Source organism: Nitrobacter sp. (assembly GCF_051535215.1).
Taxonomy (GTDB): Bacteria; Pseudomonadota; Alphaproteobacteria; order Rhizobiales; family Xanthobacteraceae; genus Nitrobacter.
Genome location: NZ_JBPPLY010000006.1, coordinates 51,201 through 76,689, shown reverse-complemented (window position 1 = coordinate 76,689; position 25,489 = coordinate 51,201). Strand labels below are relative to the sequence as shown.

Here is a 25,489-nt window from a genome sequence, read left to right as displayed (position 1 = left end):
TCTCGTGTGTGGAGTTGGGCGAGAGTGTAATGGCTTATCCCGCAGCGGTTGACGGTTCGCTTCGGCTTCCGACGACGCAGGCGCCGGGCGTCGCCTCGCTGCAGCGCGCGCTGCTGTGGCTTGTCGGCGCCGGCGGCGCGATCGTCTACATCGAACCCAGCCCGTACGAATTCGCGACGCTGGCCGCGATGATCGTGTTTGTCGCGACGGGCCTGCGGATGCGGCTGGCGTTCGTTCCGCTGATGCTTCTGCTGTTTCTGATCAACTTCGGCTATACGGTCTGCGCCGCATACCTGATGGACAAAACCCCGATCGTGAACTGGATCATGACCTCGTGGTACATGGCCGTGACGGTCATCTTCTTCGCGCTGGTGTTTTCGGACGATACCGCGGCACGGCTCGAACTGCTGCGGCGCGGCCTGATTTTCGGCGCGGTGATCGCCTCGCTCGCCGGCATCGCGGGCTATTTCCATCTGGTGCCGGGCGAGCACGACATCCTGACGCTCTATGGGCGCGCGCGCGGCACCTTCAAGGACCCGAACGTGCTCTCCGCATTCCTGATCCTGCCGGCATTGTTCGTCCTGCAAAGCGTCGTCACGGACCGTTTGGGAAAGGCCATCCGCAGCGCCATCGTGCTCGGGATCATCAGCCTTGCGCTGCTGCTGGCGTTTTCGCGCGCGGCCTGGGGCCAGTTCGTGCTGACCTCGGCTTTCATGCTGGTCCTGATGTTCCTGACCAGTCCGTCAACAAGACAGCGCTCGCGCCTGGTCACGACCGCGGTGATCGCGGCCGTCGCGATCGCGCTGCTGCTCGCGATCCTGCTGTCGTTCGATTCAGTCGACAGCCTGTTCAGGGAACGCGCGAGCTTCGACCAGAGCTATGACGAGGGCCGCTTCGGCCGTTTCGGCCGGCACATTCTCGGCTTCCAGATGGCGCTGGACCTGCCGCTCGGCATCGGCCCGCTGCAGTTCACGCGGTTCTTTCCCGAAGATACCCACAACTCCTATCTGAACGCCTTCATGTCGGGCGGGTGGATTTCGGGTATCTGCTATCCCGTGCTGATCTTCACCACCGTCATCCTGGGCTTCCGCTACATTTTCGTCCGGGTTCCCTGGCAACGAAACTATCTCGCGATTTTCACGGCGTTTCTGGGCACCGTCGGCGAGAGCTTCGTCATCGACACCGATCACTGGCGTCACTACTGGCTGATGCTCGGCATCATGTGGGGCATGTTCGCTGCCGCCCACCGGCACATGGCGGACACGCGGCCGGCTCCCGCTTCGCAGGCGTCGCAATCGAGTTGAGCAAAAGAGTTATGGCTCGATCGTGAACGTCATGCCGGCGTGGTCGACGAGCCGCTTGAGCAGCGCGTCCTTCATCGCAGCACCCGGCGTCCAGAAACCGCCGGCAATATCGGGCGTGTCGCGCCGCAGGCAGATCGCACATTCCGCAATCATTTTGGAGGTCGATCCGTAGCCCGGATCGCGGTCGCCGGTGACCGCAGCTTTCACCTTCTGCCCATCAGGCGCAAGACCGACAAAGAGAAGATCGTAGTAGCCGCTGTCGCGCTCCTCCTTCGACGGGCCCTCGCCCGGCTTCGGTCCGCCCTGCGCGCCGAGCTTGTTGTTGGCGGCGATGATGGCTTTCGCAGTCGCCTCGCCGGTGTCCCTCGGTCCCGCGACCATCATCTCGTCGTAGACGAAATCCCGCCCGTAGGGAAAGCCGAGCAGAAAGTTGGAGCGGTGGACGTTGCGGGTGTTGATATTCGCCATCACGAACGGCGCCACCCACATTCCGATGTCCTCGTCGAACAAAGGCTTGTTGCCTGGCGGCTGCTTCGGCCCTTCGAATCCAGGCGTCAGCACGAAGGGATCGCGCAGCTTCGGCAACAGGTCCGGATCGTTGGCGGCCGCGGCGAAGATCGCCCTCATGCTCGCGGCGGTGCCTCCGGAAAATGTTCCCTTCATCTTGCGGACGCGGCCCTTGACCCGTGCCACGCTCGACCCGAGCCGCTGTTTCGCGGCCTGCTGAAGAAAGAACACGCCGAGTTCGAACGGCAACGAGTCGTAGCCGCAGGAGAACACGATCCGCGCGCCGGTTTTGCGCGCCTGCGCCTCGTGGGCGTCGATCATCTGCCGCATCCATATCGGCTCGCCGCAGAGGTCGAGATAATCGGTCCCGCCGGCCGCGCAGGCGGCCACCAGACCGGAGCCGTAGAGCTGATAAGGTCCGACCGTACTCAGCACCGAGGCTGTGCGGCTAACCATGGTTTCGAGGGACGCGGGATCGCCGGCGTCCGCTGCGATGAGCGGCAGGTCGCGCGGCGCGCCGATGGCGTCGCGCACCGACGCGAGCTTGTCGAGGCTGCGGCCCGCGATCGCCCACCGCAGATCGCTGCCGCGATACTCGGTTGCAAGATATTCCGCGACCAGCCGGCCGGTGAACCCGCTCGCACCGTAGACAACAATATCGAATTCCGCCGACGCCATGACCGACTCCCCAAACAGAGTCCTGCTTATAGCGTTTTAGAGCAAAGCGGATACCGGTTTGCGTGAAGAAAACGCGTCAAATCAAAATCATAGCGCTCCGGCTTCTGATTTTCCTTCGGGCTCGCGGAAAGGCTTTGGCCTGCAGGCGCAGGCTGGCTATCTGCCCAGCTTCCAAGGCCACGGCTGATCGTTACCGTAGTGCAGAACGGATGCGGATAGGATTCCAGTGCCATGGCCGCAACCGATTCCGGGCGTCCTGGGCCGCACGGGAAAGATATGCACAGGGGATTATCCCGGTACCTCTGCCGCGCCTTATTTATGAGGTTTTTGTGCCACACCTGCCCGCAAAGTGCCTTAAATGAGGCCCGGCGGCCTCAATTGGCGCTCGAATCTCCAGCCTGACGGAACTCCTTCTGTTATTTAAGGACGCTCAAACGCCACGTCAGACTTTGAGTATTTGCGAATGCGAATTCAGATTATTGCACCACTCGTGATCGGCTTGGTGGTTCTCCCCGTCTCAGCCCATTCTCAAGGCGGTTTTTCAATCAACGATGCGTTGAAGCAGGCGGTGGCAACGAACCCCGGCGTGGGAGAAGCCGCCGCGAACCGGCGGGCGACTGAATCGGAACTTCGTCAACAACAGAGCACTCTGCTGCCGCAGGTGCGTGTCGAGGGACGCTGGGGTCCTGAGCGGTTCACCCAGAACGTCGTTCTGGCCCCGCTGGGTAACGGAAATTGGATGAACGGGCGCGCCGCGTCGGTCGTCGTCCGGCAATTGGTGTTCGATGGTTTCACATCGATCAACGAGATCTGGCGTCAGACGGCGCGCGTGAACGCCGCCGCTGCGCGCGTCCACGAACGAACCGAGTTGCTGGCTCTCGATGCGGCCGAAGCCTATGTCGACGTGACGCGCTATTTGCGACTTATAACGATAGCCGAAGACAATCTCAGGGTTCACCGGAACCTCTTCGCCAACGTGCAGGCCCGCTTTGACGGCGGCCGCGCGGGAGAAGGAGACCTTGAACAGACCCGCGAGCGGGTCGAGGCTGCCGAGGCGACCCTTGCCGGTTTCCGCCAGAGTCTGGATGAAGCTCGCGCAAAGTATCGGCGCTCCGTCGGCCTGGAGCCGGTCAATCTGCGAACGCCCGGACGACTCGGCGGGATGCCGCGATCAAAAGACGATTCCCTCGCGCGGGCGTTGCAGTTCAACCCCACCATCAAGGCCGCCGACTCCGACGCGCGCGCGGCGAAATATGCCTTCGACAGCACCGCAGGCGCGTTCGTGCCGAACGTCTATCTCGAAGGACGTGCATCGCAGGGTATCGATTCGGACAGCTATGTCGGACGCCGTGACGATGTCAGCGGCAAGGTGGTCGTGAGCTGGGATATCTTCCGTGGCGGCCAGGACACCTGGCGGCGAAAGGAAATGGCGGAGCGTTACATCGAGGGCACGATGCGGCACGCACGCCTGCAGCGCGACGCCGTGGAATCGATCGATAAAGCGTGGGCCGCCCGAACGCTGACCGCAGACCGCATCTCGGCCCTCACCCGGCAAATCGCCTCGGATCGCAAGGTCATCGTCTCCTATCAGAAGGAGTACGAACTGGGGCAGCGTTCACTGGTCGATCTTCTGAACGCCCAGAACCAGCTCTTCAACGGGCTCGTGTCGCTGGTCTCCACCCAGGGTGTCGCGGTGTTCGCCGACTATCAGCTCCTTGCCGCGATGGGGGAACTGATCGAGTACATCAAGACGCCCCCGCCGGCCGACGCGGCGCCGCTGCCGATCAAGCCCTTCGGCCTGTTCCCGACTAAACTTCCGCCTGTTCTGCTGCATGCGCCGGAATCAGGACCGGCTCCCCTCAAGGCCGAGATCGGGCAACCGGTCGGGCCGCTGAATTACGCGCCGATGAACGACGGCGGAAAGCGGGGCGCGCCTGACGGCGCCGGCTTCTCCGAACGCTGGAGCGGGGTCAATCCGGCAGCGGAACTGGTCGAGGCCGCGGCCAGCTGGCGTACGCTGCCTCATTGACAGCCGCGAGCCGCGAGGTCGGCAGACCGGCCAAAGTAAATTGAACGGCAAGACGACTGAGGGTCTTTTCATACGTATGCTGGCGCAGCACTGCCGCGTCAGTGTATGTATGTAAGTCTTATTTCGTTCGCCGGTACGAATTAGTATTACTTTGATGTTTTCCGATTTCCGGACCTGATCGCGCTTATGATGGGCCGGCATCGAGCCAGGCCAGGAAAGCGATCCGTGAACCCCAGCGCGTCAGTCAACCGCCAGCCCCCCGAGCTGGATAAGTCCGAGAGTGTGGACAATCAACGGGATTATCTAGCCGACGCCCTGCTCTATCTCGCCGCCCATCATGGTCGCGCGATCAGCCGTCAGGCGCTGATCGCCGGGCTCCCCACCGTCGACGGAAAGCTGACCGCGACGCTCGTCGAACGCGCGGGACTGCGCGCCGGTCTCGAGATCGAACCGGTCCAGCGTCCCGTCGCCGAGATACCGGCGCTGGTGCTTCCCGCGCTCCTGATCATGAAGAACAGGCCGCCCCTCATCCTGGTCGGCATTAGTGATAAGGACCGAACCGCAACCGTCGTCGACACCACACGGCCGGAGGCGCGCGAGGTCTATGACGTCGCCGATCTGGCCGCGAACTATTCCGGCTTCACGTTCCTGGTCAAACCGGCCGGCGCGGCGGACGCCCGCGCCATCGCCGCGGGCGATGCTCCGCGGACGCATTGGTTCTGGAGCGTGGTGCGCAAGTTCGGTTCGAACTACTGGCATGTCGCTCTGGCGGCGTTTCTCGTCAACATGCTTGCGCTCGCCGCCCCGCTGTTCACGATGAATGTCTATGACCGCGTCATTCCGAATGGCGCGGTCCCCTCGCTGATAGCCCTCGCGGTAGGTCTCGGCCTGGCGATCGTTTTCGATTTCATCATTCGAATCGTCCGCGCGCGGATCATCGACATCACCGGCAAGAAAATAGATGTCGTCCTGGCATCCGACATCTTCGAGCACGTTCTCGCGCTCAAGATGGCGAACAGGCCAACCTCCGTCGGCATTCTCGCCAACCAGATGCGCGACTTCGAATCGGTCAGGGATTTCTTCACATCGGGAACGGTCGTTGCCGCAACCGATCTCGTGTTCGCCATCATCTTCATCGGCGTCCTCTTTATGATCGCAGGGCCGCTTGCCTGGATTCCCCTGGCGATGCTGCCGATCGTCCTGACCGCAGGCATCATCCTGCAGCGGCCGCTCGACCGCGCGATCAACCGCCTTCAGGCTGAATCGGCCGCCCGCCACGGCGTCCTGATCGAATCCCTGTCGGGTATCGAGACCGTTCGCGCGACCGGCGCGGAATCGCGAATGCAGACCGCGTGGGAACGCTCGGTCGCGGCGACCGCAAGATCCGGAGAAGAGGTCCATCTCTGGTCGTCCATTGCATTGACGGTTTCAAGCTCCGCCCAACAGATCACCAGCATGCTGCTGATCGTCGTTGGCGTTTTCCTGGTTCTCGACGGTCAGATTTCGATGGGCGCGCTGATCGGCGCGAACATGCTGGCGGGGCGCGTACTGGCGCCGATATCCAGCCTTGCCTCCCTGATTACGCGCGCCACGCAGACCGTCATCTCGCTCAAGGCGATCGACAAGCTCATGCAGCTCGAACGCGAGCGGCCGCCGGGGCGCACGTTCGTCGAGCGCAAGATCGCGCAGGGCGCTGTCGTCTTCGACAATGTCAGCTTCTCCTATCCGGGCACCAACGAGAGCGCGCTGGAGAAAGTATCTTTCAAGATCGCGCCCGGCGAGAGGGTCGCGATCATCGGTCGCGTGGGGTCGGGCAAGACCACGGTCGGCCGCCTGCTTGCCGGTTTCTACGAGCCGCGGGAAGGAAGCGTCTCGATCGACGGCATTGACTCCCGACAATACGATCCGGCCGACCTGCGCACCGGCATCGGTTTTGTCATGCAGGATACCGACCTGTTTTTCGGCAAGCTGCGCGACAACATCACGCTCGGCAAGCCCTCGGCGACGGACGAGGAAGTCGTGAACGCCGCCAGGCTCGCCGGCGTCGAACAGTTCATTGCCGGACATCCGCTCGGCTACGACATGCCGATCTCCGAAGGCGGGCGCAGCCTGTCCGGCGGACAGAAACAGGCGATCGGTCTGGCGCGTGCCATGATCCGTAATCCGAAGATCATCTTCATGGACGAGCCGACCGCGCACTTCGACGTGCGCAGCGAGGCCGAATTCCTCGAGCGGCTGAAGACGCTCGCGAAGACCGACATGACGATCATAGTCTCGACGCACCGCCCATCCCTGCTCTCGCTGGTCAATCGCATCCTGGTGTTCGATCGGGGTAAGCTGGTCGCGGACGGTCCGCGCGAAGCGATCCTTGCGACCCTGCAAGCGACCGCCAAGCGCAAGACCGAACCGGTCAAGTTCGAACCTCCGGCGATGAAGTCCAATGCAGCAGTCTGATTTCGCATTCGCCAATGACGTGCGGGCGGCCGTCGAACTGCGCACGCCGCGAACATCGAGCATGATCCTGTTCTCGACGCTGGCCCTGATCGTGGTCGCGTTGATATGGGCCAATTTCGCGATTCTCGACGAGGTGAAGCGCGGCAACGGCCGCGTGATCCCCACTCAGCAGATGCAGGTGCTGCAATCGCTCGAAGGTGGCATCGTCGGCGCCATTCTGGTGAAGGAAGGCGATATCGTCTCCAAAGGCCAGACCGTGATGCGCATCGAGGACATCAAGTTCGCATCCGAACTCGGCGAGATCCGCGAACGCCGATACGCCACCGCCGCGCGCGTGGCGCGGCTGGAGGCCGAGTCGGCCGGCAAGAGCACGCTGGAATTTCCGGAAGAACTGGTGAAAGTCGCGCCCGCCGCTGTGGCGGCGGAGCAAAGCCTGTTTCAGGCCCGCGCCCGCAAGCTCGCGCAGGACATCGACGTGATCGTCCAGCAGTCGACGCAACGCCGCAGCGAGCTTGGAGAATACAAGGCGACGGCCGAAAAACTGACCAACACGATGAAGCTTTTGCAGCGCGAACTCGACCTGACGCAGAAGCTTTATAACCAGAAAGTCGTTCCCGAGATTGAATTACTGCGGATCCAGCGGCAGGCCACCGAGATGCAGGGGCAACTGGAAGTCGCCAAGGCATCGATGGCGAAAGCCGAGGCCGGAATCCAGGAGGCTGAATCACGCCTGCAGAACGCCAAAACCACATTGCGGGCGCAGGCCGACGAAGATCTCGCGAAATCCCGCGGCGATCTCGCGGTGCTTGAGGAGAACATCAAGTCGGCGAAGGACCGTGTCTTCCGCGCCGAGATGAAATCTCCGGTGCACGGCATCGTCAACAAGATCAATGTGACGACCATCGGAGCCGTCATTCAGCCCGGCGGCAATCTGATGGACATCGTTCCGCTGGACGACAACCTGCTGGTCGAGGGGCAGATCCGGCCGCAGGACATCGCCTTCATCAGAGCCGGCCAGGATGCGATCGTGAAGATTTCGGCCTACGACTCCTCGGTCTACGGATCGCTGAACGGAAAGGTAGAGCGTGTCAGCGCCGATGCGATCACCGACGACAAACCGGGCCGCAACGGCGAGAAGGAAACCTTCTATCGTGTCATCGTCCGGACCGAGAAGAACCATCTCGGCACCAGCAAGACGCCGCTGCCGATCATTCCCGGGATGGTTGCGACCGTCGAGGTGATGACCGGACACAAATCGGTTCTGGACTATCTGATCCGGCCTGCCCGGCTGCTTCGCGACGAGGCGCTGCGCGAACGTTGAGTGGTCGCGCAGGAGGCCGCCCTTGGAAGACCCGCGCGTTGCTTCTTCCACTTTGATTCAAATCTTACGCAATTCTTCGATTAAATCTTACGTGCTTCGGCATCCTCCTGTTGGCCTCGTTGCCCGATATATACGGAAAACAACGAGGCTTTAACGGCGTTCTAGCTGCGCACAACTATTGATCGTCCCAAACACGGGACGAGGATCGGCTTCAGCCGACCGACGATCCCGGAAAACTGGGGCGTCGTATGTTGTTCGGACTCACGTGCCGCGTTGTCGTCGCGGGCGCATTTTTCAGCCTCACGATTCTGGCCGGTACGACGCAGGAGAGCCTCGCTGCAAGGAAAGACAGGCTCAAGACGCACATCTTCGATGACCTGATTACGCCATCGATGCTGGAGCCGCCCAAGCCTGCGCCGACGCCGCGAACCAGTGGCGCGCGCTTCTTCTCGATCAACGGCGTTCTGGCAAGGCTGGACGGCAAGGCTCCGCCCGAGCAGACCGTTCGCGTCGCTTCGACCTCCGGCGAGACCGTTGCCTCGGATGCCCCCGGCACGGTGTCGCCAACCACGGTGTCGGCCGAACCGTTCGGGCTGTTTACGTTCAGGGCGCCTGAAGGCGTGCTGTGGCGCAAATGGCGCGCGCTGAAGGGCGAGTTCGATACCGAGATGCGCGCCGTCGCAGCCTGCCGGAGCGATCCAGTCGCCTGCACGCCTGCTGCCACCCGCTTCGTGGCGCTAATCGCGGAAGCGAAGACGCATGACGGCCGGGCCCGTCTGGAAACGGTGAACCGGCTCGTCAATCGCGCGATTCTCTACACCAGCGACCTCGCGCAATACGGCGTGCCCGACGTATGGTCTGCTCCCCTCGCCTCGCTTCGCAGCGGCCGCGGCGACTGCGAGGACTATGCGATCGCCAAATACGCGCTGCTCCGGGAAACCGGCACAGCCGAACAGGACCTTCGCATTTTGCTGGTGCGCGACCGATCGGTCCGCGAGGATCATGCCGTACTCGCAGTGAAAGATCGCGATGGCTGGGTCATACTCGACAATCGCCGTTCGGCGCTCGCAACCGATAGCGAGGCAGGCTATCTGACGCCGATGTACGCGCTCAACGCCAACGGCATCAGCCTGTTTGCCTCGCCCTATCTGACCCAACACGATCGCAGCGCAAAAGCGATGCTGCCCGCGGCGGATAGCGCCGACATCTCCAAGGCAGGCAATCCGGCCGCGCCGCTCGCGGCGTTCCGGATGACAGATTTCGACAGACCGGAGATGCCGGGCGTTTCAGGGCAAGCGGGCGCCGGGCTCACGCTTCAACTCTGATCATCGCGGAACCGGCGGCCTGTTCAGCCAGGTTCGTTCCGATGACGGAGTGTCATCCTGGCTGCACGGCAGACGCTTTCATGCTATCCAGTCTGGCACGTTATCGTGCGGCGGTGATCCGCCCGCGAAAAATCCGGCTTGCATGGTGTGCGTCCCTTGATATCGAAACCCCGCGCCACTCCAGACGGCATGATCTCGCTGGCGGCATTCGGCACGAGTTTTACATTGGCTCTCGCGCTGATGACCTCGGCATCGGCTCAGACAGCCACCGTCGAACGGACAGCCAAAGGACCGGCCGCCGCCAACATCCAGGTCGGCCTCTATCTCAATGTCAGGCCGGACTGCACAAGCGGCGCGCTGCCTGCCATCCGCCTGCTCGCTCCGCCCGCCAACGGAACGCTGACGATCAAGCGCGGCAAGGTGACGGCCACCAACTACAAGCAGTGTCTCGCGCTCGAGGTGCCCGGCTTCGTCGCCTTCTACAAATCGAAACCTGATTTCGCCGGCGTCGACAGCGCCACCCTCGAGGTCAAGTATCCGGCGGGCCGCACCGAAATCCAGCGCATCAGTATCACGGTCGGCGGCGGCAAGGGCGGGCAGAAGATTTAGAGCCCCATTGGATTGATCTGTCCTGCGCGCGCCAGGCGATTCGTGTTTAAGCGGACGTCTTGATGGAACGTCTTTCGATAAATTCGAAAGACACGTGAATGCCCGGAAATGAGGCCGAGGATTAAAAAATCCGCCGGAGATCGTCCGGCGGATTTTTCGCATTCGGACGACGCGATCAGGTCGTCGTGACGTGAAGCTGATGCTCCTGGCCCGCGAAGACCGCGTTCACGATATCAGCGTTGCTCATCGAATAGTTCGACAGCACTGCGACATCGACGAAGTGCGCGCCGCCCGCCGGGCCGTTGGTATCGACCTGGACGTGAACATCGGTCCCCTGCTGCGTCAGCTTGACGAAATCCGACGGGCTGCTTGACGGCCCAAAGTTGGTATCGAGCAGCGCGGACAGGTCGAGCTTATCACCATCGGCAAAGTTGTAGTGCAGGATCGTGTCTGCCGTCTCGGTGGTGGCGAGCGCGAAGGTGTCGGCAACGCCATCGGTTCCGGTTTGCGTGTGTGCGTGATGATCGTCCGTGACCTCACCTAGAGACGTGTCCAGATCAACCTCGACGTACGAACCCTTCGAGCCGTCCGCGTAGGTGAACGTGCCGAGCGCGGGTACCGACTGGCCGTCAATCGGCGTTCCCGGCATGGTCGCAAGATCGATGCTGAGAATGCCGAGGTCGGCAAGCCCCTTCAGTTCGCCCGCGTCGCTGACGCCATTATGGTTGACGTCTTGCCAGACCATCAGCCTGGCGAAATCATGATCGGCTGCGTCGATAATGCCGTCATGATTACTGTCGAGGCTGGCCAGCGCCGCAAGCCCGTCGGCGAAATGCCCGCCCGCGAAGCCCGGCGTAAACAGTTCGCTGCCATCGTCGATCTTGCCGTTGCCGTTGACGTCAACCGCCAGCAGACCGTCGTGCCCGTTGGTCCAGGCAACTTGGTCTTTGGCTCCGTCGTGGTTGATGTCGAATTGAACGCCATTCTCATGCGAAGTGAAGCTGAAGCCGTTGTGATCGAGATCGAGCACGATGGGATCGGCATCGACCGTGCCCAGCACACTTAGCTGACCGCCGCTGGCCGAGATACTCGTCGCATTGACCTTGTAGAGATCGATCAGGACATCGTTGCTGTCATTGCTTCCCTGAATGAAGACAAAGGTATGGTCTATTCCGGCAAGCGTTGCCTCGAACGCCACGGTCCGACCATTCCCGCCGAGATCGACGCCCTGCAGATATTGGGTGACTGCCGCAACATCCGACATCGACGTCAACTGGACCGCTGTAGTGAAGGCGTTCGCGTCATCGAAGGTAATGATGCCGCTGGAAATGTGATGGGATGCGACTACCGCATTGGTGTGGAGCAGCAGGGTTGAATTCGCTCCGTCGACACTCATCTGATTGGCTGCGAGTTGGATACTTGAGTAAGATATCTTTTCGCTAGCCCCCGCGGTCGCGCCTGGTGAAAAATCGCGGATCGTATCGTAGCCGGATATCGTTCCGGATGTCCCTGAGCCGCCGATGGTCAGAACACTGTCGCCCGCTTCGAACGCGAAAACATCGGAACCGTCGCCGCCAACGAGCAGGTCGGCACCCTTCCCACCATTGAGCGTGTCGTTACCCGTGCCGCCGATGAGGACGTCGTTGCCATCATAGCCCATCAATGTGGTCGCGAAATTACGTGCAAGCAAAATATCAGCGAGCCCGGTTCCATCAAGAGTGGTATGAGCAGCTTGTCCGCGATCCACCGTCACCGTACCGGTGTCGCTCTTTCCACCTGCCGTTCCCGTATAGATGAAAGAACCGCCGTTAGAGCTAAAGGCGTCATCGGTGAATGTAACAACTCCGGTGCCCTGACTGACGGTCCCGCTCTTCGCACCGCCGACCCCGGTGATCGCGATAGTCTGTCCATCGCCATCCTTGTCATTGAACAGCAATGCATAGTCTGGAATAACGATTGACACGGCAGCACCATATAGATTGGTGATCACGTGATCGTCCCGCACGATCGGAGCGCGGTCGGCGTTATTAACGTGGATCGTCAGCGTGTTGCCCGCCGCATCCCCGTCGTTATCGACGAGAACAAACCCGACAGGAACATCGAAGTTGCTGTTGATGACGGCCGGCGGCGTATAGGTGTAGGCGCCGGTGTCCATGGTCACGACGAACTTGCCCCCGTTGGCAAGCGTCACCGTCAGCGTGTGCGTGCCCGCGTTGAAGTTGCCATGCGTGCCGCCGGAGATCGATCCACCCGATGCCGGATTGTAGGTGTAGGTCTCGCCTCCAATCGTGACCGACTGCAGGTGGCCACCATCGGCGCCGTAGCCGCCAGCAGGCGCGCCGCCCGTCACCAGATTGCCGGTTACATCGGTCGCGATCCCGACAAGCGTCTGCGCGAGCTGATTGAGATCGGTGACGACCTGGGACGAGGTGTTCGTATGAGTCACCCCGTCATAGGCGACCGGATCCAGCGGACCGGTCGATATGTTCGCGCCGATACCGAGGGCATAGGATGTTATATGATTGTTGATGAGGAAGTTTGTCCAGTCGCTTTCGCTTGCGACGCCTTTGCCGTTATCCGGCGCGCCATCGGAGATGAAGTAGGACACGTTCTGGACGTTGCCGGTGGTCAGCTTGCCGGCTGAGGCAAAGGCGTCCATCGCATCGTTGATCGCGTCGGCATAATTGGTGCTGCCGTTCGCGGACAGACCATTAACGATGGTCTTGGCGTCCGCCAACGATAGCCAGACGTTGCCCTGGGTTACGCCGCTGCCGGAGAATGTGACGATTCGTACGGCAACGTTGCCCTCGTTGCCGTACTGCTCGAACAGCTCGTTCACGGCCGCCTTGAGGACATCCAGTTTCGTCGCATTGGTCACGCCGGACGCATATCCGGAACCCATGCTGCCGGATGTATCGAGGATCAGCAGCAGGTTGGTGTTGACGGTCGCGTTTTCGTCGACAGTTTTCGTCTGCGGCGTCGCCATAGGCGAATCGTCATTGGTAACGACAGAAAGCGTTCCATTGGCCGTGTCGCCGTTCGAGTCTTTCACCTGATAACCGATATTGATCGTCAGGTTGTCCTCGTAAGAGGTTTCAGGACCGTTATTCCTCCCATCGGCATCGTGGCCCGGATGATCGAGCGGCTTGAGTTCAGTGTAGATATAGTTGCCCGTCGTCAGGTCCGACCCGGTCAATACGATCTTGAATGCCGCGTTCGCCGCCGCTGTCGTCGGGTTGGTCGGATTTGTCGTGCCATAGAGCGTATGAGACGACGTGTCATAGAAGTAGCTCAACGCCACCCCGCCGGACGTCACGGCATGACCGAGACTGTCGAGCACCGCTCCCGTCGAGGTGAAGCTGATGGCATTTGAAGTCGCCGCTCCATCCCCGTTGTAGTTGTGGATCAATGTTCCCGAAACGGTCGTTACCGCTCCGGCCACATCGCCCGACTGCGCGGTGGTGATCCCGCCCGCAAGGCCGTCTTCATCGACCACGATCGACTGGCTTCCGGCCGTGGGACTTGTGTTCGCGTTGATGATGTTGACAGTCTGCAGGGCAGACGACGTATCGCCGTCACCGTCCGTGATCGTATAGGTAAAATTGCCGGTGGTGTTCGAGTTATCCGAATTGATCACCGGATCGAAGGTCCATGAGCCATCCGCCTGGAACGTGTAAGTGCCGTTGACGGTTGTCAGCGTCGTAATACCGCTCGCGGCGATCGCATGGGTGCCGGTACCGTCGTTGAAGTTGACGCCGGTGACCGTAGCGCCGTCGGCGCCCCGTACGTCGTTCGCCAGCAGATTGACGCCAGTGGTAACGCTCGCGGTCTCCAGCACGGTCAGCGCAGAACCTGCAACCGCGTGCGGCACGTCGTCGACGATGGTGATCGTCAGCGAGCCCGCAGGCGCGGCGTCGCCGTCGGAATCCGTCACCGCCACGCTGAAAGTCCGCGGCGACGGATCGACCAGCGTGTTGTCCAGGAGCGTGTAGCTGTAGTGGATTGCCCCGACCCCGGTCGTGGGGTTGTACGAATACCAGGCGCTCAGATCGCCCGTCATCCCGTCATGGATCACCGTCGGGTGGCTCGAGTCGGCGGACACCGACGTGGCGTTCAGTTTGACCGCTCCGACCCCGTCCACCGACGTGAATGCAATCGTCCCGCCCGCTGTCGTCGGATAGGCCAACTCGCCACTATGCGAGCCCGCCGGTTCGTTCGTCCTGTCAGCCGTTGTCGACGCAAGACCCGCCTCATAGACCCGCGCCGCATCGCCCCCCGCATCCGGCGAGTTGCTCCCGATCGTCGGTGTCGAATCGCCGATCCTGACCGTCAGCGTCGCCGGCGATGTGTCGCCGTCGCCGTCCGTCAGCGTGTAGTTGAAGACATCATCGACGCCGCCCATCGAACCTGACGTGCGGGTATAGGTGTAGTGTCCGTCCGACGAAATCTTCAACTGGCCGTACGCGCCATCGATCACCGTGTCGGTGCCGACAGGCTTCGCCGAGCTCACGCCGTCCTTGCCATAGGCTGAAGACACGTGCGCGCCATCCGCGCCCAACGTGTCCATGCCCAGGGCACCGCTCGTCGTGTCGGCCCCGGTAATGACATTGCCGTCCGTCGACGTCCCGGTTCCGACCGAGTCGATGTCGCCGCGCGCCGTCGGCACGTCGTCCCTGATGTCGATGACGAGGTTCGCCGTGCCCGTCGCGCCGCCGGCGTCCGTCACCGTCAACTTGAAGGTGTCGCCGGGGCTGACCACGTCGTCGGCGTTGTTCGGCGCCGCGTCCTGAACCGGCTTCGTCAGCGTATAGGTGTAGTTCGCGATGCCGGTGCCGGCATCGTAGCCGCTGATGACCAGCGTGCCGTGCGCGTCGCCGCTGGTGAAGTCGAACGTGTGGGTGCCTGGACCGGTGATGTCACCGATGTTCACCTGCTGGGACGACCCGCCGAGGCTCACCGTCAGCGCCGCGATATCGCCTAACCCGTCCGCATCCCCCAGGTGGATGGTGCCGTGCGCGAACTCGCTGGGCGCGGCCGCGTTCGATCCGGTCGAAAGCCCGGCCTCGTCCACAAGGTTGTGACCGCCGACAGGGTCGGTCGGCGTCACCGTGATCTCCGGGGTGTGGTTGGTGCCGGTGATCGTCAGCGTCAACGTCGCCGACGAGGTGTCGCCGTCGCCGTCGCTCATCGTGTAGGTGAACACATCCGTCAGAGTCTGGCCTTTCGCCAGCGACTCCGCAACGCCGCTGTCGAGCTGATAGCTGTAATGGCCATCGGCACCCAGCGTCAGCGTGCCGTGAGTACCATGCACGCCGGAGCCGACCTGCGCATTGGTCCCGCCGGCGGTCGCGCCAGCTTCGATGCCGACGGCCCCGCTGCCGGCACCGTCCGCGCCGAGCGCATCGTTGTGCAGCACGCCGTTAGCGGCCGCGACCACGAGCTGCCCGCCTTCCGTCACCGAACCCGTATCGGCGTGCGCAACCGGAACGTCGTCGTTGACCACGACCGTGAACGTGCCCGATGCATGGTCGCCGTCGGAATCCGTCGCGACATAGTTGAACGACAGCGCAATGTTGTTTTCGTTCTGGCCAGCGGCGTGATCGAGCTGATCCAGCAAAACGAAGCGGAACGAACCCGATCCATCGTCTGACAGCGACACCTCGAACACGGTGCGCGCATCCACGCCCGCGGTTCCCGCCGTGCCGTACAGGACAGTGTGATCGGCATTGAACGAGAGCTGGATCTCCTCGCCATGCGAGGTCAGGTGCCCCGATGTCAGCGTTCCGCCGAACGCGGCCAGCGGATTGCTGCCGAAAGTGACGCTGCGATTGCCGTTACCGCCAGGATGATCCTGGGCCAGCGTGCCGTACGTTCCCGTCGTGCTATCGGCGCCGCCGTTGTCGGCGCTGTCGGCACCCCACTTGATGTTGAGAAGCCCGGTCGCGGTAGCCTCGTTGCCGTCGTGATCGGCATTGGGAACGTCGATATCGCCCGGCTGGCTATCATGATTGCCGAACGCATTCGGCCCGGCCAGTCCGTCCTCGTCCACCACCACGGCCGCGACCAGGCTGACGTTGTCGATCAGCGCGCCGAGCGAATTCTCCTGGCCGATCGCGTGGAAACCTAGCTCGTTGCCCGGGCCGGTGCCTTCGACGAATACGGTGATCTGCTGCCACACTCCCGGCGTCATGCCGGAGGAATCGATCGTCTTCACGACCTGACCGTTCCAGAGCACTTCCATGCTGCCGCTGTCGGCGTTGCCCTCGTTCGGGCGCGGCGCGTACCAGAAGGTCAGTTCGTAGGTCTGTCCGGCTTCGGTGCCGGAAATGACCTGCTGAACGGTGGAGTTGGTGTGACCGGTCGTGTTGACGTGGTTGTCTCCGGACAGATTCCCGCCTGTGAAATCTGAATCGAGTTCGACCAAAGCGCTGCCGTCCTGCGCCGGTACGCCGCCGGGGCCGCCGACCTGCACCTCGAAAGGCACGCCATCCGCGCCCGTGGTCCAGCCGCCGTCCAGCGTGTGATAGATCGACCACTGGCCGCCGGAAAGGCCGTGGCCGTCCTCGAAGCTGCCGTTGACGATGAGATTGGTCTGCGTGGCCACCAACGGCACGTCGTTCTCGATGGTGACGTTGACCCCGCCGGTCAGCACGACGCTGTCGCCGTCGGCGTCGGTCGCAGCGAACAGCGACGCCAGATTGAACGTCAGCGTCCCGCTGTCGCCGTTCGCCGGATGATCGACATTGTCGAGCAGCGTGAAGACGAAATTGCCCGCTCCGTCGTCGACCAGCGTGAAGATGAGCCGGTTATCGGCGCTGACGCCGCTCAGCGTGTTCCCCGTGATCTGATAGCTGATCGCCGATCCGTCGGAGGTCAGGCCGGACAACGTTCCGTTGGCCGCCTGATTGAAGCCGATTCCGCCCGGACCATCGGCGCCGAAATTGACGAGATGAGCCAGATCGGCTGCATGGATGGTCACCGACGTCGCGGTGTGTCCGGTTTCCGGATTGCCGTCCGACAGGCCGTCTTCATAAACAGCGCCTGCATCGACGTTGCCGCCGAGTGCAACCGGCATGTCATCGTCGACGCCGACCATGAAGGTGCCGGTGGCGGTGTCGCCATCGGAATCCGTCGCGGTGAAATGGAAGGTGATGTTGATATCGTTCTCGGAGCCGTTCGGCGCGTGATCGAGCGCGTCGTGCAGCGTAAATTTGAACGCGCCTGTCCCGTCGTCGGACAACGACACTTCGAAGACGACGCGCGAGACGCCGTCATGGATCGCGGTGCCGACGAGATGCGTTCCGGCATCGTCGAGGGTGACGACAACGGAATCGCCATGCGACGTCAGGGACGTGGAGTTGAGGCCGCCGCTAACGCCGATGTCGGCGCTGGTGAAGGTGACGCTGCGGCCGATCAGCGCGCCGGCGTTACTGTCTTGATAGAAGCGGTTCGCATCGGAGGTGTCGGCCGTCGAGGAGTCGTAATTGTCGGCGCCCCAGTTGATGTGGAGATCGCCGGTGACCGACGTCGCCGTTCCGGGCGCGTCGCCTTCCGACGGAAGGGGAAGATCATGATTGCCCGCGGCCAGACCGTCTTCATCGACGACATAGGCCGCGACCAGTCCGACGTTGGCCAGATAGGTGCCGTGATAATCTTCGGTCATCAGATCGTGGCCGTCCCACGTCTGATCGATTTTCGCGTTGCCTGTGCCGATTTCACGGAACGTCAGCGCATCGGACGTTCCATTCGCCGTGACGATATAGTTGTACGACGTCAGCGCGCCCGGTCCGCTCGGATGAATGGTGCCGATGACCTGACCGTTCCAGAGAACCTGCAATTCCGCCGTCTTCGGGAATGGCGCGCCGGCCTCGAACTGGATCGCATAGGTCTGACCGGCGGTCAGGCTGCTGAATTGCTGCGTGATCTGGACGTTGCCGGGCGAACTGCCCATGTCCACCATCTCGGCGCCGTTCGATGTCGTCATGCCGAGATAGCCGCTCGGCGAGCGCTCGAGGTCTACGGTATATCCGCCGGTCGGCGACGGCCCGATCGCCCAGCCGTCGACGCTGGTCGACATCGATCCCCACCAGACCGGATCGCTCCAGACGCCTGCCACGAACTGGCCGTTGACGATCTGGTTCAATGGCGCCGGTGCGACGGACGGGCCGTCGTCAAGGAAATGAATCTGGTGGCCGATTCCGACGGAGGCGACGGACGTGTCGCCGTCGCCGTCCGTCACCGTGACGGAGGCCTGGATCAGATTGTCGGCAAGCGTCAGCGGCGACGCGGCCTCGTTCGGATCAGCCGGATTATGATGATACAGCGCGATGTACTCCGCGACGGTCAGCACGCCGGTCGAACTGTCGAGCGAAATCGCGAATGCAACCTTGCCGTTCGAATCGGCATCGCCACCCGAGGTACCCTCGCGTCCGACGATGAGATTGCCTTCCTTGTACAGGAACACACTGCGGCCATCGGTGGCATCCAGGCCTGAATCGACGCCGTTGCCGCCCGACAGGTTGAGCGCGAAGACCGGCGCGACGCCCTGCCCGTCAGCGCCGTAAATGGTGCCCGTTGCAGACACCACAGCCGCCTGGCTTTGAGCGATCTCGATCGGCATGCCGGGAATGCTGCTGAACAAGGCGGCGTGAGCCGCGATATTGGCGACATCGTCGGTGGAAGCGTCCTGCCCGGCTGTCTCGTCGATCGTCAGCGCCGTCGAGGTCGCAACCAGGTCGGCATGCGGTCCGTCGTCGTCGAAGCGGACATTGGCAGAAATATCCGCGCTTCGGGTCGCGGTGTCGCCGTCGCCATCGGTGATGGTCACGCTCACCGACAGCGAACCGGCGTTGAGGAAGACGCCTTCGTTGTTGCTTAGGGTGTCGAACTGATGCAGCGATACATACTGCACCAGCGAAAGCACGCCGGTGGCGGGATCGACGCGGAATGCGAATGCAGCGGCGTCTGAAACGCTGCCGCTGCCGTAGCCCGCATTACTGACCGAACCGGAATTGTCAGAGTCATAGCGGCCGACGACGTAGGTCACTCCGCCATAAGTCTCGTTGAACAGGTAAATGTGTTGCTGGGACGTGGTCTGAAGACCTGAATCCGTGTTGTTGGTCGTATTCAGCGAATAGACCGTCGCCTGCGTTACGGAGCCATTCAACGGACCATCAGCCCCGAAATTCGCCGCAACGTTGACCACGGGAGAAGTGCCGGCCGCAAATTGCGGGCCGCCGGTCATGTCCGCATCGACGCCCTTATGGGCGACGGCGTCGAACAGATGGTTGGAAACGACGTCGTTGGTGTTCGGCTGGTTGCCGGCGCTTTCGTCGATGACGATAAGACCGACCGACACGTTGGCCAGATAGGTGCCCTGATTGTCGGGCGCACCGGTCTCGCGGAACTCAAGCAGGTTGCTTCCGTCGCCGGAGCCGCCAGTGATCTTGAGGTCGTAGGCGGTCATCTGACCGTTCGGCGTGAAGTCATCGATCCTGACGCCGCCGAACCAGATTTCCAGATGCGCCGAATTCGGGAACGGCGCGCCGGCCTCGAAGCGCAGGTCGTAAACCTGTCCGGTGACAAGCCCGTTGACGATCTGGCTGATCTTGACGTCATGCGGCGAGGCGTCGAGGTCGACCATGTAGCCGTTGTTCGACGAATGCATGCCCTGATAGCCGTCGCCGACGCGCTCGAGCTGCACGGCGCCGCCGCCGGTGTTGCCGATCGGGTTGGCGCTGTGGCCGTCATTGGCGTCGGAAATCGTCCAGCCGCCGTTGGTGCCGGTGGCGACGCCGCTGCCGGTGCCCCACGCATTGCCGTTCAGCGCGAAGTCGCCGAAGTCGAGACCGTTGATCGCTGCCGGTGCAGTGACGGTGAGCGACGGGCCGTCGTCCTGGAAAACGATGTTGCCGCTCATATTGATGGTTTGCGAAACGCGATCGCCGTCACCGTCGGTGAGGGTCACGGTCGCCTGGATGTTTCTCAGCCCGCTCGCAGCTTCATCGTGAGCGGCATCGCTCGAACCTGGCGTCGGATTCTTCAGCGAGACATATTGCGCGATGCTGATCGTGCCATCCTGCCCGAGCGCGACCGCGAATGCCGCCGGATCGACGGACGAACCGTACGAGCCGTTGGTCACGCTCGAACCGGGATCGGTTCCGTCGTAGCGGCCGACGATCAGGCCGTTCTCGATGAACAGGTAGATGCGGTGCCCGTCGGTGGTCTGCAGGCCGGAATCCGCACCGTTACCACCGGCGATCGCGAGAGAAAGCACCTGCGAATTGTTGATCGCGGCGCCGTCGGTGCCGAAATCGGCGCTGACATGCACGATCGATCCCTGGCTTGTGGCGAAGCCGATGGCCCCGTGTTCCTTCAGCGCGTTGGCGACGTCGGTATCCACGCCCTTGTTCGCCACGCCGTCGAACAGCGTCAGAACGCCCGCCGGCAGGCCGGAGCTTGCGACGTCGTTCGAGGCGGTCGGATCCGCACCGGTCACGCCAGGCGTTTCGTCCTGGATTACCGTTCCCGAAGCCGAAAAGCTTGTGATCCTCGGGCCGTCGTCCTGGATCTCGATGATCGAGGTGCGCGAGTCGGCGATCGTGACGGTTTTCGAGTCCGATGCGACATCGCCGTCGCCGTCAGTTGCGGTCACCGTCAGTGTGATGCCGAGGCTGGCGTCACGATCATCGAACGTCAGGAAGGCGGATTCGTCGCTCGAACCGTGATTGCCGTGTTCGACCGGCAGGTACTGCTCGACCGACATCTTCGGTCCGGTGCCCGAATCGGTGATCACGATATGCAGCGCAACGGGGCCGTTCGGGTTGTCGCCGATCCGGCCGACGATCGATCCGTCGGCCTCCTTGAACAGATAGATCGTGCGCGCATTGTCCGACAGGCCGGCGAGCGACGTGCCCGCGAGCGCCGTGACGACGAGATTGGTTTCCACGCCGTGAATGGAGCCGGCTGAAACCGCCTGACCATAATCGTTTCTGAGCGTGAACGCGTATTCCTTGACCGCGGCGGCTTTCGCACCATCGGCACCGAAATCGACATCGACGGCAAAAAGGCCGGCGACCGAGGTGCCCTGCCCCGAGGTCGGGGTCGACACGATACCGATGGCTCTGGAGGGATCGGCCGCGGTCAGGAACGGATACGCAGGTCCGGTGATGCCGGAGACGTTGTCGGAGGTGGCGTTCGTATCGCCCGGCAACTGATGAATAGACTCGTCGAGCGTGAGCGTTCCCAGGGTGACGTCGTCGCCCCGTCTGTCATGCGCCCGGTCGACATCGACGGTCGGCGTATCGTCGTTGACCTTGAAGGTCAGCGAACCCGAATCGCGATCACCATCGCGGTCCGTCACGGTGAAGCCGATCTCGACCGTCAGGTTTTCCTCGGTCGTGCTGCTGGTCGGATGAACCAGCGGCTCGCTCACCTTGAGCGTGTAGGAGCCGTCGGAATCCACATCGAGCGTGAACACGACGTTGTGGGAGACATTGCCGATCGCGGTCAGGATCGTATGATCACCGCTTGTGCTGGTCGTGTAGTGGACGCCTTCCTGGCCGGCCAGGCCACTCGAGAGCTTGTAGATGGCCCTGATGTCGTCCGGCGGCATGAAGGCGATGGTCTTGATGCCGTCAGCGCCCGGCGCGAACAGGCTGCCGTCGCCTCCCGAGAACGTATTGATGTTCGGGCTGACATCGCCGTTTCCGCCGCTGTTCGTCGGGGTGAATAGCGACTGGGCCTCGTCGTCCAGAACCTTCGGGGCCGTGACGTCATGCGCGACCGGAACGTCGTCCCGGATCGTGATCGTGAACTGACCCGCCAGCGTCACGCTGTCGCCGTCGCCGTCGGTGGCCTTCAGAATCGAACCGAAGTCGATCTGGCCGAGATCCCGCGAGCCCGTCTCCAGCGTCGTGTTCTGGCCGTTGGCATTCACGTGATCCAGCGAGTCGTACAACTTGAAGGCATAGTTGCCGGTCGTGTGATCGACTGTCAGCGTGAACACCGTATGGCCGCCGGCGCCCGTTGTGTAGGCTGTCAGCGTGTCGCCGCTGACGCTGTAGTGCAAATTTTGGCCGTGCGACGTCAGATTGAGACCCGCCATCGCCGCGGTCGCGTTGGACGTGAACGAATAGGCGTTGGCGCCGGGGCCGTCCGCGCCGAAATCGACGTGGCCGGCCAGCGTGCCGAACACGTCCGCCGGCCCCGATCCGTTGTCGGACGGGCTGTCGGTGTAGGATCCGTCGCCGTTGCCGTCGTTCGGACTGGTCCCCGTGGCGTACGGAGTTTTGATATCGTCCTCGTCGACCGTCTCGGAAATCGCGCGGCCCGTTATCTTCGGACCGTCGTCATCGAAGTGGATCGCCGTCGAAATATCCGCCGAGCCCGACGCCTGGTCGCCGTCGCCGTCCGTCACCGTCACAACGACGGAAACCGTTTTGCCGTTCAGCGCCACCCGATCGTCGTTGTCATGCGTGTCCGGATGCTTGATCGAAACGTACTGAACGATCGACACGACGCCCGTGTTCGGGTCGATCGCGATCGCGAAAGCCGCTGGATCGTTGCCGTTGACGGTCGTGTTGCCGTCGGTGGGCGAATCGTAGCGGCCGACGATCAGGTCGCCTTCCTTGAACAGGAAGATTTCGCGCCCTTCTGTCGTGGCCAAGCCCGAATCGGTACCGTTGATGACCGAAAGCCCGTATGAGGTCGCCTGGGAAACGCTTCCGTGCCACGGACCGTCGGTGCCGAACACGGCGGAAACCGTGACGGCCGCTCCGTCGCTGCGCGCGTAAGCCAGAACCGGGCCCGGCTCGTGCGGATCGTCACCCCGATTCGCAACACTGTCGAAGACATGCAGCGGACCCGTCACGTCATCGTTCTGATTGCCCGGCGTTTCGTCGATCGTGATCCCGAAATGCCGATCGATCGACACGCGCACGCTCGGACCGTCATCCTCGATGGCGATGCGGGAGTGTTCGTTATCTGCAAGAACCGCCGTCGCCGAGGAAGTCGCCTGGTCGTTATCGCCATCAGTGATGACACCCGTCAGGGTGACGCCGAGGCTGGCATTCTCGCCGACCAGTTTCAGCAACTGGGTCGAATCGAAATCGTTGCCGTCGATACCGTGGTCGATCGCCATGTACTGGTCGATGACGATCTTGCCGTTGTCGATGTCGCCCGGATCGGTCAGGGTGATCCGCAGCGCGATGGCTCCATTGGGATCGTTGCCGACCCGGCCCACGATCTCGGTATCGCTGACCTTGAAGAGATAGATGGTATCGTTCGGATAATGGGCGGCTCCGTCCGTCACGCGAAGCGTGGTGGCGACTCCGGTGTTTTCGCTCGCGCCGGACAGCGATAGCGAATAGGCGTAGGTCACCGACTTCTCGCCGTCCGCTCCGCCGCTCTTCGAGATCGTGAACAGATCTTCGAGATCGAACTGCCGGCTCGTCACTTCGCCGATCGGATCGGTTCCGCTGGGATCGGGCGTCTTGTTCGAACCGACGTCGTCGCTCGCTCCGTTGCCGTTGCCGCCGCGATCACCGCCGATCGACTCGTCGAGCGTCAGAGTCCAACGGCCGCCTTCCGAGTTCTGATTCACCCCGACATCGATGGTCGGCGTGTCGTCGTTGACGGTAAGCGACAATGTGCCGGTGGCGCTGTCGCCGTCGTGATCGGTGACGACGTAGGTGAAGTTGAAGTCCTGATTGTTTTCGTCGTGGCCCGACTCGTGCTGGATCGCGTGCAGTTGTTTGACGGTATAGTTGCCGGAGAAACGATCGGTCAGGCTGACCTGGATAACGTCCACCGACGAGCCGTTCTGCATCTGGCTGACGGTCAATACCGTCCCCGAGGAATTGATCGAGTAGTGGAATCCTTCCGGCGCGCCGTTCGCGCTCAGCAACAACGTGCCCGCACCGTCTGAGCCATAGCTGTGCGAAAGCGTCCCCGTCGCGGTGATCGGACCGTTATCGCCCTCGTGGTAATCGCCCACCCCGCCGAGATTGCCGCCGAGCGCGTCTTCATCGAAAGTGACCGACTCGTTTTTGGTCGTAACCGGACTGTCGTCGTTGACGGTCAGCTTCAGCGAGCCGTCGGCCGTATCGCCGTTGCTGTCGGTGACGCGATAGCGGAACGTGAAGACCTGGTCGTTCTCGTTGCCGCCCGGAGCATGATCGATCGCGTGAAGCTGCTGGAGCGTGTATTGACCGCTGATGCGGTCGCTCAGCGTGATCCGCAGAACGTCGACACTGCTGCCGTTCTGTATCTGGCTGACCGTCAGGACCAGACCGTCGTCGGACAGCTTGTAGGTGAACCCGCTCGGTGCTCCCGTTCCGAGAAGCAGCGTCGACTCATGCGCGCCATCGGCGTCGTGACGGTAATCGTGGGCGAGCGTGCCCATCGCGAAGATGGGACCGTTGCCGCTCTGGTCATAGTCGCCGATGCCGCCCTTGTTGCCGCCGGGAAGACCGTCTTCGTCGAAGATCAGCGCATCGTTGGTGAGAGCCCTCGGTCTGTCGTTGATGAATCCGGACGTCGGGATATCGTTGATAACGAAGTTGGGCAGTTCTTCCTGGCCAAGCAGCGGAATCGGATTACCCGGAGCCAGCGGATCGATGCCGACCGACGTGAAGTTGGCGCCGGACGCCTGCGCGCCGCCGCCATTGCCGTTGCCAGCAGCCGGAAGCACCGACGGATCGTCGGTGACCGGAAACAGCGTCGCGAATTCCGCGCTGGTGATATCGCGGCCGGGCGCCACTTCGACGGTGATGTCATGCAGCGGCTTGCCGGTGCTGTCGAAGAACGGTTCGAGCGTGACCGTCGAATGATTGTCGAACAGGATGATCAGCTTTTCGCCGATATGAACCAGCGTGATCTTTTCGCTCGCAATCGACGAGAGGTCCGCCCTGACGCTTCCGTCGTAGCTCAGCGACACCACGACGGACTGGTCGCCGTATGGCTTGGTGACCTTGACGATCCGGGGATGTTGCTTGTCGCCGCCACCGCCGGCTTCAGAAGTATCCGCCTGCGCAACGTGGAACGGTCCGTTCATGACGCTTGTCCTCAAAAAAAATCAAATCCGTCAAATGGATTTAACTGAATCTTACCCATCATAATCTTGCCGCAATGAAACACGTCAACAAATCTTTCGCGCAATGCCCAGGCAGTTCGGGGTGTGGTTAAATTACAACGCTTACAACCCTGTCGCGCGGTTGGGCGAGAACGCACATTGACCGTTCAAGGCCCATACTGGATGATT

The 25,489-nt window shown here is 62.3% G+C and carries 8 protein-coding genes; 6 read left to right on the top strand and 2 right to left on the bottom strand.

What is annotated here, in order from left to right:
- The first annotated feature begins 29 nt into the window (after positions 1–29).
- On the top strand, positions 30–1,304 hold the full coding sequence (locus ACS3WB_RS08575) for an O-antigen ligase family protein (RefSeq protein ID WP_438275143.1): 1,275 nt from the start codon (positions 30–32) through the stop codon (positions 1,302–1,304).
- A gap of 9 nt (positions 1,305–1,313) precedes the next feature.
- On the opposite strand, the gene ACS3WB_RS08570 is transcribed toward ACS3WB_RS08575, so the two are convergent.
- Positions 1,314–2,489, bottom strand: coding sequence for a saccharopine dehydrogenase family protein (locus ACS3WB_RS08570; RefSeq protein WP_438275142.1), 1,176 nt, complete (start codon positions 2,487–2,489; stop codon positions 1,314–1,316).
- Positions 2,490–2,952: 463 nt separating this feature from the next.
- Between ACS3WB_RS08570 and ACS3WB_RS08565 the strand changes: the two genes are divergently transcribed.
- The 5 genes from ACS3WB_RS08565 to ACS3WB_RS08545 all read left to right on the top strand — a co-directional run bounded on the left by ACS3WB_RS08565 (position 2,953) and on the right by ACS3WB_RS08545 (position 10,227).
- Positions 2,953–4,518 carry a TolC family outer membrane protein gene (locus ACS3WB_RS08565; protein WP_438275141.1) on the top strand — a complete coding sequence of 522 codons (1,566 nt, stop codon included), beginning with the start codon at positions 2,953–2,955 and terminating at the stop codon, positions 4,516–4,518.
- A gap of 189 nt (positions 4,519–4,707) precedes the next feature.
- Positions 4,708–6,972 (top strand): type I secretion system permease/ATPase, encoded by a 2,265-nt coding sequence (locus ACS3WB_RS08560; protein WP_438275237.1) that lies wholly within the window; start codon positions 4,708–4,710, stop codon positions 6,970–6,972.
- Positions 6,959–8,293 carry an HlyD family type I secretion periplasmic adaptor subunit gene (locus tag ACS3WB_RS08555; protein ID WP_438275140.1) on the top strand — a complete coding sequence of 445 codons (1,335 nt, stop codon included), beginning with the start codon at positions 6,959–6,961 and terminating at the stop codon, positions 8,291–8,293. Before ACS3WB_RS08560 ends, ACS3WB_RS08555 begins: the two co-directional genes overlap by 14 nt.
- Positions 8,294–8,541: 248 nt before the next feature.
- Positions 8,542–9,618: a transglutaminase-like cysteine peptidase gene (locus ACS3WB_RS08550; protein ID WP_438275139.1), complete on the top strand. Its 1,077-nt coding sequence runs from the start codon at positions 8,542–8,544 to the stop codon at positions 9,616–9,618.
- Positions 9,619–9,807: 189 nt separating this feature from the next.
- Entirely contained in the window at positions 9,808–10,227 is a 420-nt protein-coding gene (locus ACS3WB_RS08545; RefSeq protein WP_438275236.1) for a hypothetical protein, read from the top strand.
- A gap of 175 nt (positions 10,228–10,402) precedes the next feature.
- Here the strand turns inward: ACS3WB_RS08545 and ACS3WB_RS08540 are convergent, their stop codons facing one another.
- Positions 10,403–25,282 carry a DUF5801 repeats-in-toxin domain-containing protein gene (locus ACS3WB_RS08540; RefSeq protein ID WP_438275138.1) on the bottom strand — a complete coding sequence of 4,960 codons (14,880 nt, stop codon included), beginning with the start codon at positions 25,280–25,282 and terminating at the stop codon, positions 10,403–10,405.
- Positions 25,283–25,489 lie beyond the last annotated feature (207 nt).